This window comes from Clostridium sp. (assembly GCF_036569345.1).
Lineage (GTDB): Bacteria > Bacillota > Clostridia > Clostridiales > Clostridiaceae > Clostridium_AD.
Window position 1 is genome coordinate 15,412 of record NZ_DATCQT010000218.1, and the last position, 14,166, is coordinate 29,577.

A 14,166-nucleotide genomic window follows, 5' to 3' on the forward strand; every position below is an offset into this window, starting at 1 on the left:
CCATATTTCATTTATATTTTTTATATTAAAAGTATATTACATCATATCATATTTATCAACAATATTGACTATTATTACGTATAATTAACTACTATAACCATCTTTTTTTATTAAAATATAATATTTGACATAAAGAAATAAAAATCATTATAAATATAATAATAAAATAACTATATTTTCCATTTAATTCAGGCATAAATCTAAAATTCATGCCATAAATTCCCGTTATAATTGTGAGTGGCATCATAATAGTAGTGATTATAGTTAAAACCTTCATTACTTTATTCATTGAATTAGATAATTGTGAAGAATAAAGTTCTAAACAAGATGTAACCATTTCATGGTCAGATTCAATTAAGTCATAAATTCGAAGTACATGGTCATATATATCAGAGAAATATATTCTATGTTTTTCAGTTATAATATCATCATGCCTCAAAAGGGTGTTTAATACTTCCCGCAAAGGCGACACAACTCTTCGAAGCTTAATAACACTTTTTTTTACTCTCATAATATTATTAAGTGTACTTTGAACAGGGTTGTTCATGGATTCTTCTTCTAAAATATTTATTTTTTCTTCCACTTTATCTGTTACTACAAATAATTGATCTATTGCTTCATCAAGAATATTATATAAAACAAAATCACTTCCATAAGAAACAATATCTAACCCATTGTTTATATCGTTCATAATCTTTTTTACGGATCTATTTTCACCATAATGTATTGTTATAATATAATTGGAACATATGAATACATATATGTTATTATACGAAAATGCATTATTAGCATGACTATCAGATGTTACAATAACTAAAAAATGATAATCCTTATAGTCATTTATTTTACACCTTTTAGTTTTATTAATGCAGTCTTCAATAGTGAGATGATGAAAATTAAATTTATTTTTCAAAAACTTAAAATCATTATCACTAGGATTTTTAATATTTAGCCAAAACAATTTTTCAGTATTGGAATTTTTAGAAAATACTTTCTCTATGGAGTTATATTCTTGTACTTTATTATTAATAAATGTAATCACTAAAATCTCTCCCTTTATTGAAATATTGGCAATAAGTGTATATAATATATAATTACTGATATAAAATATTATTGAAGATATAAAATATAATATATCTCTATATTATAACTGTTTTATATAAGCAATAATAGTACAAGCACAATAATAAGAATTATGTGAAATGTGATTTTAAGGAATAATAAAGGTTTATTATTATATATTTACTATAATAACTAACATAAAATAAATTTCAGTGAAAAATTGTACAAAGGAGGAATATGCTGTGATATATATAAAGCCAATGAAAATGGTCAAGCTAGTTTTATGTACTTTTGGATTAGTTATAGGAGTAATATTCCCGTTATATGCAAACTTTTTTATTGAATGGATACCAGAGAGAAAATTAGCTTTTATTATTGGGTGCCTTGTGGCAGGATACATAGTGGGACTTTTTAGTTTTTATATAGTTAAAACTATATTATTAAACATAGATAAATATTATAAACTTACTTTTGCAGATAGATTAGGTATAGATAATCTTATTAATTTAGAAAAAGAGAATGATTTAATATTAAACATGAAAAGTGAGTTTAAACAACTGATTAATAATTATACCGTACTTATGGAAAATGAAAGTAATCATTTTTTAGAACTTTCCATTACTGATTGTTTAACTTCAGTGTATAACCACAGATATCTCTATGAATATTTCAGTAAGAAGGTTTTAAAAGGAATTAGCCCAATGACTTTATTATTTTGTGATATTGATCACTTTAAGTTGATTAATGATACTTATGGACACGTAAAAGGTGATATGGTACTGCAGGAAGTCGCTAAAATTATTCGTGAATCTACTAATGGGAATGAAGGCATTTTTAGATATGGTGGAGAAGAGTTTGTAGTTTTATTAGACAATTATTCTTGTGAAGAGGGTTTTAATACTGCCGAAAAAATCCGATTAGAAATTTATAACTCTAATGTGATTAAATCCTATTGTAATTCAGAAATTCTCACAATTAGTATAGGGCTTGCAGTATACCCGAATGATGGAGTAAATATAGACACTTTAATAAATAAAGCTGATAAAGCTATGTATAATGTTAAAGAATCTGGAAGAAACCGGTGCGAAATTTATAACCCTGAAATAATAAAAAACTAGTTAAAGAAATACTACTATAAGAATATATGTAGTTAAAGTAATTAAAAACAGAAAATTGAAAAAAAAGATGTTTTTATATTGACAAATTGATTTAATAGATATATACTGAAAAACAATATAACAAATAAAGCGATGAAAGAGAAAAAAATATAACATTTAAAACCACAGAGAACCAACGTTTGCTGAGAGTTGGTGTTGATATGTATATAATAATCACTCTTGAGCTGCTTAGTTGAAATTGAAACTATTGTGACTAGAAATTGCAAAAATAATATTTTGTGTAGCAATCACAGTGAAGTATAGTTTCGTATAGAGTAAACAAAGACGGATGCCCCCGATATAGGGCTATGGTTAGGGAAATGTATTTTAATCTTTTTATTTCTTTTGACCAAAAATAATGAGGTAATTTATAATAGTAAATTACGAACTAGGGTGGTACCGCGAATCTTTCGTCCCTATAGACATAGTTAAATATGTTTATAGGGATGGAAGATTTTTTTATTTTTTAAAAAAAGGAGGAGTTGTAATGTATAAAACTATAAGTGCAAAGGTGGAACATGGTATTGATGCTTTAGTAAGAGTTACAAATACTTTAAGAAGAAAAGAATTTAAAATTAAAGGACTCGTAATGACAGAAGGTGAAACTAGTGGGTATTCAAATTTAAGGATAACAATAGAAGAATACTCAAATTTAGGGATAGAACAAGCAATGATGCAGCTTAGAAAGATTATAAATGTTTATGAAATTGAGGAGTTTAACGACATTTCAGAAGTCGTTAATATTGCAGCTTCCAAGAAGATGATTTAAGGGATAAAATTTAATATAAAAAAATTATTGAAAAGAGGGTGGGGAAATGTTGCTTAATGGAGCTCAAATTGTACTTAAGTGTTTAAAAGAGCAGGATGCGAATATTATTTTTGGATTTCCTGGTGGATCTGTGATTCCACTATATGATGCACTTTATGATGAAGTTCAGTATTTCACGCATATTAGAACTGCACATGAACAAGCGGCAGTTCATGCAGCAGATGGGTATGCGAGAGCAACAGGAAAGGTTGGAGTTTGCTTTGTAACCTCTGGGCCAGGCGCAACAAATACTATCACGGGAATTGCAACTGCTTATATGGATTCTATTCCAATGGTTGTAATTACAGGGCAGGTTTCACGGGATTTGCTTGGACGTGATTCTTTTCAGGAAATAGATATTATGGGGATTACATTATCTATTACAAAGCATAGTTGCATTATAAAGGATGAAAAGAATTTAGCATCTGAAATAAGAAAAGCATTCGAAATAGCCAGAAGTGGAAGACCAGGTCCAGTGGTCATAGATATTCCGAAAGACGTTTTCTTAAGTGAAACGGAATATACAAAGGTGGAAAATAAAGATAAAATACAAGAAACCGATTTTAAACTAGACATGGTAAAAATACAAGAAGCAGTTAAAATGATTCAGTCCTCAAAAAAACCTATTATTTATGCTGGCGGCGGAATTAAAACAGCCAATGCTTCAATTAAATTATGTGAGTTTGCTTTACTAGGGGATATCCCTGTTGCCAATACATTGATGGGACTTGGCACGATTCCAAGAGATAATAAATTATCATTGGGAATGGTAGGAATGCATGGATTTAGAGAAACAAATTTAGCAGTAACCAATAGTGATTTAGTTATAGCAATTGGTGCAAGATTTAGTGACCGAGTAATTGGGAAAGCAGATAAATTTGCCCCAAGTGCAAAAATCATTCACATTGATATTGACGAAACGGAGATACATAAAAATAAAAGAGCAGATGTGTCTTTAGTTGGAGATATGAATACAATTCTTAAATGTCTAATTTCTTATATGGATCAAAAGGATAGAAAATCTTGGCATGATGAAATAGCAGGATGTAAGGTTGCTCAGTTAGCAAACTTACAAAACAACACTAAGGTTGAAATAGGTTTTACGCATTGTAATGTACTTCAATGTTTAAATGAAGCTCTTGAGGAAGATACAATTGTTACAACAGATGTTGGACAACATCAGATGTGGACAGCTCAACAATGGAACTTTAAGCATCCTAGAACATTTATAACCTCAGGAGGCCTCGGGACTATGGGATTTGGGCTTGGTGCCGCCATCGGAAGTCAAATGGGACAAATAGATAAAAGAGTACTTTTGGTAACCGGTGATGGAAGCTTTAGAATGAGTTGCAATGAGCTTCAGACGATTTCAAAGTATAAGCTTCCTATAGTTACTGTGATCATGAATAATCATACCTTGGGAATGGTAAGGCAATGGCAGAGAATGTTTAGTAGCTCAAGATACTGCGAAACAGATATTGGAGATGAAGTAAACTATGTAAAACTCGCAGAAGCATATGGCATCGAGGGGTACAGGGTTACAAATTCACAGCAATTAAAAAGTGTACTTGAAAAGGTTAAGATTGGAAGAAAACCTATAATTATAGATTGTGTAATAGATAAAGACGAAGGGGTATTTCCAATTGTACCACCAGGAAAATCAATTCAAGAGTTAGTCTTAGAATAAAGGGAATCCATGGGGGACCACGTATGAAGAAAAAAATCAAACTTGTTAAATTCTCTAAAATCTTTGACCCGTACAAGGGATTATCTAGGGAGATTTATATTTTAGCCTTGGGAAGGATGATAAATGCCGCAGGAAGCTTCATTTTTCCACTTATAACACTGATTCTGACTATAAAAATCGGTGTTAATAAAACTGATGCGGGATATATTATATCTGCTTCAGGTATACTTTTTATGGTTAGTGGGGTAATAGGGGGTAAGCTTACAGATTGCCTCGGAAGAAAAAAAATAATAATTACATTCAATTTCTTAGGCTCAATTTGCTATTTAATTGCTGCCTGTTTAGGAACATCTATTTATTTAGTGCCTATGGTAATTTTAGCTGGTTTTCTTATGGCAATTGCATCACCAGCTTCAGGAGGATTAATTGCAGATATTACTACACCTAAAACTAGAGATGGGGCATACTCTTTATTTTATATGGCCATAAATGTTGGCTTTACCATATCGCCTATAATAGGTGGGTTGTTATTGAAAAATTATTTATGGCTATTATTTTTACTTGATGGAGTCACTTGTCTTATATCTGTTCTTTTAATTTTCATTTTCATTCCCGAATCTATTAATAAAACAAAAGAAAAATTAGGTGAAGATAGAAAATATGAAGACCATATGGAAGGTTCCATTTTTAAGGTGTTATTAGAGAGACCGATTCTTATATACTTTGCCTTAGTAATGTTTGGCTATAATTTTGTATATTCACAATTATCTTTTTTATATCCCTTGCATGTTTCTAAATTAGTTCCTAGTAATGGAGCTGGATTTTATGGAATTTTAATTAGCATTAATGCATTAATAGTGATAACTATGACTCCAATAATTACAAAATTAATCTCAGGGAAAAAGTCCATAGGAAGAATATTTTTCGGTGGAATGTTTTATACTGTAGGCTTTGGGATGCTAGGTTTTATAAGTTCAATACCTTTTGTATATATTTCTGTAATTATTATTACAATAGGTGAAATAATAATTACTATTAGCTCTGGTCCTTTTGTTGTAAATCATACACCTGCGTCCCATCGTGGTAGAATGGATGCGGTGCTACCAATAATTATGGGATTTGGCTTTACTATTGGGCCGGCAATCATAGGTACGATCCTTAAGTTTACAACCATAGAAAATGGGTGGAGATTTATTGGATTAATTATGTTAGTCTATACTTCTTTCACATATTTTCTTTATAGATATGATGAAAAAACAAAAGTTCATAAGACTTCAAGCTTCGAAGAAACTAAAGCATAGGTATAACAACTAGTGTTTTTAATAGGATTCACAAATAGAAAATATCCACCTGAAAAGATGGATTTTTTATGGTTCCCGTAATTAGTTGAAATTTAGCAGGATGACTCAAAATACAAAAAAATAAAATTGATAGGTGCACCTTTAATGGCCACAATTTAGTTAATCTTTATGTTTAACTCTTGGTAAAAAAAATAGATGTAAATGTTAGTAATTATGTTATATTATATATTATACTAATAAAAATAATGTTGCAATAACCCATCTTGGGTTGAGGACATTAATACTTTAGATAAGTTTTAAACAATGGAGGGGTTGTTTTGAAAAAATCACGGCGTCGAAAATCTAAAAGAAAAAAGGTTATTAAAAAATTATTACTATTGTTCTCTATAATTCTAGTATTTGTTGCTATCAAAACTATTTTCTTTTCCAGCAAGAAGGGTGAGATTAATCAGATTACGAAGAAACCTAATATTGCAACTACTTCTAATAATATTAAGCAACCTGTTGATTCGGTTAAAGCACAAGATACAAATACAGAAGTACTGCTATCTGCTGTAGGAGACTGCACAATAGGCACTGATAGTAAATTTGGTTATTCAAATTCTCTTCCGGCTATGGCACTTAAGCCTAATAACAATTTTTCTTATTATTTTAAAAATGTATATAATATTTTAAGCAAGGATGATGTTACAATCGCTAATTTAGAAACAACATTTACTGATTCAAATGACAGAGCGGATAAACAGTTTAACTTTAAAGCCAGCAGCGACTATGCTAAAAGTCTAACTCTCGGTTCCATTGAAGGGGTGAATATTTCTAACAATCATATTTATGATTATAAAGAAAAAGGGTTTAAGGACACAGAGAATGCTCTTGAAAAAGAAAAGATTAACTACTTTGGGGAAGGATCTAAATGGATAACAAAAATAAAAGGACAATCCTTTGGTTTCCTAGGTTATAGAGGTTGGTCTTTAGACAAAGATTTCTTAAATAAGTTAAAATCAGATATTATAGAATTAAAAAAAACTAACTCAGTTATAGTCATAAATTTTCACTGGGGAAACGAAAGTCAGTATTATCCAATAGATGCACAAAAGGAACTGGCACATTTTGCTATTGATAACGGGGCAGATATAATACTCGGACACCACCCCCATGTAATTCAAGGCATTGAACAATATAAGAATAGGATTATTGCCTATAGTTTAGGAAATTTCTGCTTTGGTGGAAACTCTAATCCCAGTGATAAGACAACCTTTATTTTTCAGAGTAAGTTACGGTTCACTAATAATAGTTTAACAGCTATAGGCGTAAGAGTAATCCCTTGCAGTATATCTTCAGTTGATTATACTAATGACTATTGTCCAACGCCACTAGCAGGTGATTCTAAGATAAATTTACTAAGTAACTTAAATAAACTCTCAGCTAATTCTGGTTTTAAAATAAGCGATAAATTTTATTACATAAATACTAATAATATTAACTAAAAGCACAAATTACATAGGTAATATAACTGTAATTATTGTTCCTTCATTTAATTCGGATTTTACAGTTATTTCACCTTGTAAGTTATCAATAGCCTCTTTTACCAGTGCTAGCCCAATTCCAGAACTTCCTGATTTTGTAGTATATCCTCTTTCAAATATTGTATTTATATCTTCTTTTTTTATACCAATTCCTGAATCTTGAATTACAATTTTAATCTTAGATGTGGTTTCTTGAATTCTAACATTAACAGATCTATTATCATTTATATTTTTACTAGTTGCTTCCATAGCATTTTCTATTAAATTTCCTATTATCGTCACTAAGGCATTGTTAGAAATTTTTTCAAGGTCATTCTCAAGATTTGTAACTTTATCAATGACTAAATTTATTTTTAATTCCTTTGCTCTACTGAATTTTCCAAGCATTAATGCTGCAATGGTAGGGTTCTTAATTTTATTTGTAACCTCACTTAAAAGTTTTTGCTTTTTAACAGTAATGTTAGTAATATATTTTTTAGCTTCCTCCAATTCCCCAATGTGTATAAGACCTAGTATTACATGGAGTTTATTCATAAATTCATGATTATTCGCTCTAAGTGCTTCAACAATTTGTTTTACCCCGGTTAGTTCTTCAGCTAGATTAGTTAACTCAGTTTTATCCCTAAAAGTTGCAATTGCACCTATGATTTTCTTCCCGTCTCTTATTGGAACTCTATTAGTCACAATTAAAGTGTTATTTATATGTTGTTCTTTGTCAAATTCAGATATTCCCAGTTCTGTTATGGATAATAAACGAGTAGTTGGGAATAGAACATCCATCTTCTGACCTATAATTTGATTTTTACTATATTTATCTTCTGTTTGTAATATTTTAAGGGCGGAATCATTAATAAGGGTTATTTGCCCACTTTTATCAATTGCTACTAGTCCTTCGTGAATTGCATCAATTATGCTCATTTTTTCATTATAAAGCTTTGTTATCTCTTGTGGTTCTAGACCAAGTAATGTTTTTTTTATATTTTGGGCTAATAAAGATGCCCCTATTATGCCTACAGTTAAACTTCCTAATGAAATAAAAATTAAATACAAAAGAGCAGTATGTTTTGAATTTTGAATATTTTGGGTTAGTGTTCCTACAGCAACAAAACCAATTTCTTTCTTATTATTTATATCATAAATCGGAGTGAAGGCTCTTAAGGATTTTCCCAAGGTTCCTGTAGCTTCGGAAAAATAAGTTTCTCCATATGTTAAAGCTCTATACTCATCTCCACCTACAAATTTGTTTCCTATCATCTTTGGATTTGGGTGAGAATATCGTGTTCCATTCATATCAACCACGATAATATATTCTATTTCTTTAACTCTCTTTAACAAAGTATTTACATAAGGTCCTATAATTTTATGTTTATCTTTTGTTTCTAAGGATTCTTTTACTTCGGTTGAATTAGCCACCATTTCAGCAACATTCATTGTATTTATTTTAACCTTACTTTCGATATTATTTGTCATCCAAGAGGTTACAAAAAATATAATTATGGAAATTGAAATAAAGACAAGTATTGTTATTAATATAGTGAGCTTTGTTTGTAACTTAATTGTTTTTTTCATTTTTATTACCTCATTCTTTTTTGTAATTTTAGTTTTCCACTATATTCATTATATATTTATTTCCTAAATTATTATATACAAAAAAGAGATGCAATTAAGCATCCCATTTTTGAATTTTTAAATTTGTAATACGAAATCTAGCGCTTAGCAATATTCATGTATATTTCTTAAATTAATTTACATATCAAGAAAGAAATTTCATGAGTAACGCTGCTACGACGACCATTGAAGCTCCACCAATTCTAGTAGAAATTTGTGCGAAAGGCATTAATTCCATTCGGTTTGAAGCTGATAGTATTGCTACGTCTCCTGTTCCGCCAAGTCCACTATGACATGAAGTTACAATTGCAGCATCTACAGGATACATATTTACATATTTTCCCACAAAATATCCTGAAGCAATCATAGCTAAAACCGTAGATAAACATATTGCAACGTATGATGGAGTAATGGCATGTACTAAATCTGCCCATGGAACAAATAGTACTCCGAGTCCAATCATTAGTGGGAAAGTTAAAGAACCAGATATAAATTTATATAATTGATTTGCACCTTGTTCCATTTTTTCTGGCATTAGCTTTAATACTTTTAATAGTGCTGCTGAAAAGATCATAATAACTGGTCCGGGAATTGGGATGAATTTACTTGCAAGACTACCGAAAATAAATAGGGTACAAGCAATCAATAGTCCGGCTCCCATTAATGAGAGATCTATTGATTTTTCTTCAGTGGTATCTATCATATCATCATTACCACTTTTAACTAACACACCATTACCAGTAAGTTCTGGTTTCTTTTCACCTAAACGTTTTAATAATCCTGCTGAAACAATGGCTATAACATTTCCAAGTAATGCGGCTGGAATCATTTGGGCCACAAAGACTTGCTGACCTTGCTGAAGAATTTGTGAATATGATAATGTAAGTGGTAATATTCCTTCACCTATACCTCCTGCTACAATCGGCATTACGATAAAGAAGAAAGTTCTGTAAGGTGTATATCCGAATGCTAACCCTACAAGTATTCCAGCTGCTATAGCTGCAATTGTTCCAACAATTAAAGGAACGAACATCCGTGTAAAACCTTTAATTAATATTTTCCTATTCATTCCAAGTATACTTCCGGCTACTAAAACAGAAATATAAAGATATAAGAAGTTAGATGTCTTCATAACAGCCGTAATCGCTTTCACGGATGTTGGATTTAAAATGTGAGCATATAACATATAAGATGGAATAAATAGACATAATATTGCAGGTCCACCGATATTTTTTAATATTGGTATTTTTTTACCTAACTCACCTAAAAATATACCCATAATCATGATTGTTGCAAAACCACCAATCATATCTGCCGGAAGCTTTTTGTTGATTGAAGCGGTAAAGATAATACAAGCTATAACAAGATACAAGGGTAATGGAACAACACCAATCTTTAAAGTAATAAACTTAGAAAAAAGACTTTGTGGTTTTTTTGGTTGAACGTTTACATCTGATTGCATATTAAATACCTCCTATTTTTATTAATACCATTTCTTTACTATAATGATAATAATAAAAGAATCAGAGAAATTTTAATAGTATATGAAACTTTATAAAGTGTTATGTAATTAAAAAAAGTATATATCGATACATTATAGATAATTATTAATAGAATTCGTGTTTGACGTTGAGCATCTATACCTATTAACTGGTCTACCTAAAGAACCATAAATCACTTCTTTTGTTAAAGACTTTATTTCCTCTAGAAAGTTTAGATACTTCCGAATAGAAACTCTTGATATTCCTACAAGACACGCTAATTCATCAGTTGAAAAAGGTGTATCATCTATTTCTAAGATTTTATTCCATACAAGATTTAAAGTGTTTCTATCAAGTCCTTTTGGAAAAGGTTTAAGGGTATGCTGTTGCTCATTATGAAGTAGAAGATCTAATTCCTCTTGGCTCATATCTTTTTGACTCTTCATAAATTTTTCTCTGTTTTTATAAGATGATAATGCTGAATCAAATCGTTCAAATTCGAAAGGTTTAATCAGGTAATCTATAGCCCCATACTGTAGAGCTTTTTTTATACTTATGCTATCTTTAGCTGCGCTTACTATAATAACATCAATATTTTTATCTGTTTTTCTAAGTTGTGAAAGTAGCTCAAGTCCATTAATTCCAGGCATGTATATATCTAATAATATTAAATCTATAGGTTCTTTTTCTAAAATTTTAAAAGCTTCGTCTGAGGAAGCAGCAATTCCTTTTAAATCAAAGCCACCAACTTGTCCTAAATAATATTTATTAAATTTTACAACCATTGGATCGTCTTCAACAATTAAAACCTTGATCAATTTATAGTACCTCCCGCTTAGTGTCATAGCTAGGGTTACACCCACTATATATTTTAACACATTATTACAAAACTTATTAGTAATATAAAAAAATGTATTAATTTTTAGGTCTTAGAAAAAAATACTCATAATTATCAGTCTATAATATATTCTAAATTTCATATGAGAAATCTGGGAGAAAATAAAATTATTTTTAATATCTTTCTTTAATTCTTTACATAATTAAAGGAGGATATATTATCCTCCTTTAATTTATAAATATAAATTTTTTGTAGAAATCTAAGTATTAACTTTGTGGACGATTAAAGTTTCCTCTTGTTTTTTGTAAAATTGTATCAGATTGAGCCTGGGTTATTACTTTACTAGTTACCAATGCACTTAATGGATTAGGTCTAACATAATTTTTTGCATTCCCTTGTTGTCCATTTTGTGTAGTATTTTTAGCTTTAACCTGAGTTCCTGTTTTTGAAATATTTTTTGTCAAAGCTACAAGAACCTTATCTGACTGAACTTGTTTTATAGTGCCATCTGCAACGAGGCCTTTAAGAGCATCTTGATATTGTTTTTTCATTGCGGCTGGATCAGGTCTTTGATAATTACCTTGTGCTGTTCCTTGATTTGCTGAATTTGATTTTGCAGCACTACTCTTGCAACCAACTAACAAAAGAATAGACATACTGATGGTTATTAAACCTAAGGTTATTTTACTTGATTTATTATTTCTATTCATTATGACACCGTCCCATTACTAATCTTTTCAATAACGTTTTTTCCTATCTTATTATAAGACTATTCTATCTTTGACATCTGAATCAGAAATTATTTTTCCATCTCTGAAACGAACTATTCTTTTAGTATGCTGAGCAATTTCTGCCTCATGGGTTACCATTACAACCGTTGCACCTTCACTGTTCAGTTTCTGAAATATCCTCATAATTTCAACAGAAGATTTTGAATCTAAGTTACCTGTAGGCTCATCTGCCATAATAACAGCAGGATTATTAACAATAGCTCTAGCAATTGCAACCCTTTGTTTCTGACCTCCAGATATCTCATTGGGTTTGTGTTTAACTCTATCACTAAGCCCTACCTTATCAAGTGCTTCTAGCGCTCTTTCTCGTCTTTCCTTGGAACTAAATCCTGAATATACCATTGGAAGTTCAACATTTTCAAGTATACTCATTCTAGGCAAAAGATGGAATGACTGAAATACGAAACCTATTTCTTTATTACGTATATAAGCAAGTTCACTATCAGTAAGATTAGAAACATCTTGATTATTCAATAAATAAATACCAGAATCCATTCTATCAAGGCATCCTAGAATATTCATGAATGTAGATTTACCTGACCCTGAAGGTCCCATTATGGAGGTAAATTCACCTTTTTCAATTTTAAGTCTTACATTAGCTAAGGCTACGCAGTCAATTTCCCCAGTTATATATTTTTTAACTATATCCTTTACTTCTATAACTACCATATTTTATTCACCTCCAAATCTTTTAAATTTGTTTTATTCATATCTCAAGGCATCAATTGGTCTTAATTTTGAAGCTTTACTTGCAGGGTAGAGTCCAAAAATAACTCCAACTCCAGCTGAGAATCCAAAGGCAATAAGTACAATACTCGGTGATATTAATACCGACATATTGGCAAATTTGCCTAATAAATAAGCACCTAAAAAGCTACCTAGAACCCCCACTATCCCTCCAACTCCTGAAATTACAAGTGATTCTATCAGGAATTGAAGCAAAATATCTCTCCGCCGCGCTCCAACAGCTTTTCTTAGTCCTATTTCCCCGGTTCTCTCTATTACTGATACAAGCATTATGTTCATAATACCTATGCCTCCAACAAGAAGTGATATACCAGCAATTCCACCAAGCATTAGTGTCATACTATTTGAAGATGCAGTGGCAGTTGAAAGTAAATCGCTTTGGTTAAATACCCTAAATAATGTACTGTCGTTATTAGATTTTCTAAGCATAAACACTTGAAGATTTGCCATAGCATCATTTACAGTATCTTGGGTGGTTGTTTCAACATAAAAGGTTCTTATGCTTTTATTCTTTAGCAATCTCTGAGCTGTAGATATAGGTATAATAATTTTGTTGTCATTTGATCCTGCACTACTGCTCCCCTTTGATTGCAATACTCCTATTATTGTAAACTCATTTCCATTAACTAACATGGTTTTTCCAACTACATTTCTATTTGGGAATACAGCATCAATAACATCTATACCGACTACTGCAACTTTATATCTATTATCAATATCATTTTGATTAATAAATCTCCCTGACTGCGCACCTATTTGTTTTATTTCTTCATAATTAGGTGTTGTAGCTTCCACAGATGTTGTAGTATTCTTAACACCAGCCTTTATAGTTACATTACCATTAACTATTGGAGCGATTTCCTTAATGCCAGGCTTTGTCTTTAATGTATCAATTTCCTCATTACTAACTGTTATTTCTCTTTTACCTGTTATACTGACCGTAATCAAATTGGTACCAAGTCCTTGAATCTGATCTGCAACTTGTTTTTTTGTTCCTTGTCCCATTCCAATTAATATAATCACAGAAAGTATACCTATTATTATACCTAACATTGTAAGGAACGAACGCATCTTATTTGCTACCACAGAACCTAAAGCCATTTTAATTGCTTGAGTGAACTTCATTTTCATAACCTCCTTACTCAAAATTATTCACATAT

General features: G+C 30.6%; 12 protein-coding genes and 1 other annotated feature. Of the genes, 5 read left to right on the forward strand and 7 right to left on the reverse strand.

What is annotated here, in order from left to right; translation table 11 throughout:
- Positions 1 to 91: 91 nt before the first annotated feature.
- Complete coding sequence (gene corA, locus VIM70_RS23045) at positions 92 to 1,042, reverse strand: magnesium/cobalt transporter CorA (protein ID WP_331948118.1); 951 nt, start codon at positions 1,040 to 1,042, stop codon at positions 92 to 94.
- 262 nt (positions 1,043 to 1,304) lie between these two features.
- Between corA and VIM70_RS23050 the strand changes: the two genes are divergently transcribed.
- The 5 genes from VIM70_RS23050 to VIM70_RS23070 all read left to right on the forward strand — a co-directional run bounded on the left by VIM70_RS23050 (position 1,305) and on the right by VIM70_RS23070 (position 7,502).
- A complete protein-coding gene (locus tag VIM70_RS23050; protein WP_331948119.1) occupies positions 1,305 to 2,180 on the forward strand; it encodes a GGDEF domain-containing protein in 876 nt (291 codons plus the stop codon).
- 123 nt (positions 2,181 to 2,303) lie between these two features.
- Positions 2,304 to 2,640, forward strand: a binding site (T-box leader).
- 66 nt (positions 2,641 to 2,706) lie between these two features.
- On the forward strand, positions 2,707 to 2,988 hold the full coding sequence (locus VIM70_RS23055) for an ACT domain-containing protein (RefSeq protein WP_331948120.1): 282 nt from the start codon (positions 2,707 to 2,709) through the stop codon (positions 2,986 to 2,988).
- A gap of 46 nt (positions 2,989 to 3,034) precedes the next feature.
- The gene (gene ilvB / locus VIM70_RS23060; protein ID WP_331948121.1) at positions 3,035 to 4,714 is read left to right on the forward strand and encodes a biosynthetic-type acetolactate synthase large subunit; all 1,680 of its coding nucleotides are present in this window, start codon (positions 3,035 to 3,037) and stop codon (positions 4,712 to 4,714) included.
- Positions 4,715 to 4,737: 23 nt separating this feature from the next.
- Complete coding sequence (locus VIM70_RS23065; RefSeq protein ID WP_331948122.1) at positions 4,738 to 6,015, forward strand: MFS transporter; 1,278 nt, start codon at positions 4,738 to 4,740, stop codon at positions 6,013 to 6,015.
- A 317-nt stretch (positions 6,016 to 6,332) separates the two neighbouring features.
- Complete coding sequence (locus VIM70_RS23070; RefSeq protein ID WP_331948123.1) at positions 6,333 to 7,502, forward strand: CapA family protein; 1,170 nt, start codon at positions 6,333 to 6,335, stop codon at positions 7,500 to 7,502.
- 9 nt (positions 7,503 to 7,511) lie between these two features.
- Here the strand turns inward: VIM70_RS23070 and VIM70_RS23075 are convergent, their stop codons facing one another.
- From VIM70_RS23075 to VIM70_RS23100, 6 genes are all read right to left on the reverse strand, one after another.
- Positions 7,512 to 9,110, reverse strand: coding sequence for a sensor histidine kinase (locus tag VIM70_RS23075; protein ID WP_331948124.1), 1,599 nt, complete (start codon positions 9,108 to 9,110; stop codon positions 7,512 to 7,514).
- A 184-nt stretch (positions 9,111 to 9,294) separates the two neighbouring features.
- Positions 9,295 to 10,611, reverse strand: a complete 1,317-nt coding sequence (locus tag VIM70_RS23080; protein WP_331948125.1) for a 2-hydroxycarboxylate transporter family protein — start codon at positions 10,609 to 10,611, stop codon at positions 9,295 to 9,297.
- 132 nt (positions 10,612 to 10,743) lie between these two features.
- Positions 10,744 to 11,448: a response regulator gene (locus VIM70_RS23085; protein WP_331948126.1), complete on the reverse strand. Its 705-nt coding sequence runs from the start codon at positions 11,446 to 11,448 to the stop codon at positions 10,744 to 10,746.
- 286 nt (positions 11,449 to 11,734) lie between these two features.
- Entirely contained in the window at positions 11,735 to 12,178 is a 444-nt protein-coding gene (locus VIM70_RS23090) for a hypothetical protein (RefSeq protein WP_331948127.1), read from the reverse strand.
- A gap of 51 nt (positions 12,179 to 12,229) precedes the next feature.
- Complete coding sequence (locus VIM70_RS23095; RefSeq protein ID WP_331948128.1) at positions 12,230 to 12,928, reverse strand: ABC transporter ATP-binding protein; 699 nt, start codon at positions 12,926 to 12,928, stop codon at positions 12,230 to 12,232.
- 33 nt (positions 12,929 to 12,961) lie between these two features.
- Positions 12,962 to 14,131: an ABC transporter permease gene (locus tag VIM70_RS23100; protein WP_331948129.1), complete on the reverse strand. Its 1,170-nt coding sequence runs from the start codon at positions 14,129 to 14,131 to the stop codon at positions 12,962 to 12,964.
- Positions 14,132 to 14,166 lie beyond the last annotated feature (35 nt).

What these genes read in the sequence shown, in the direction of transcription:
- VIM70_RS23055 (WP_331948120.1), top strand. Translation starts at nt 2,707, where the DNA reads ATGTATAAAACTATAAGTGCAAAGGTGGAACATGGTATTGATGCTTTA.
- ilvB (WP_331948121.1), top strand. Translation starts at nt 3,035, where the DNA reads ATGTTGCTTAATGGAGCTCAAATTGTACTTAAGTGTTTAAAAGAGCAG.
- VIM70_RS23065 (WP_331948122.1), top strand. Translation starts at nt 4,738, where the DNA reads ATGAAGAAAAAAATCAAACTTGTTAAATTCTCTAAAATCTTTGACCCG.
- VIM70_RS23075 (WP_331948124.1), bottom strand. Translation starts at nt 9,110, where the DNA reads ATGAAAAAAACAATTAAGTTACAAACAAAGCTCACTATATTAATAACA.
- VIM70_RS23080 (WP_331948125.1), bottom strand. Translation starts at nt 10,611, where the DNA reads ATGCAATCAGATGTAAACGTTCAACCAAAAAAACCACAAAGTCTTTTT.
- VIM70_RS23090 (WP_331948127.1), bottom strand. Translation starts at nt 12,178, where the DNA reads ATGAATAGAAATAATAAATCAAGTAAAATAACCTTAGGTTTAATAACC.
- VIM70_RS23095 (WP_331948128.1), bottom strand. Translation starts at nt 12,928, where the DNA reads ATGGTAGTTATAGAAGTAAAGGATATAGTTAAAAAATATATAACTGGG.
- VIM70_RS23100 (WP_331948129.1), bottom strand. Translation starts at nt 14,131, where the DNA reads ATGAAGTTCACTCAAGCAATTAAAATGGCTTTAGGTTCTGTGGTAGCA.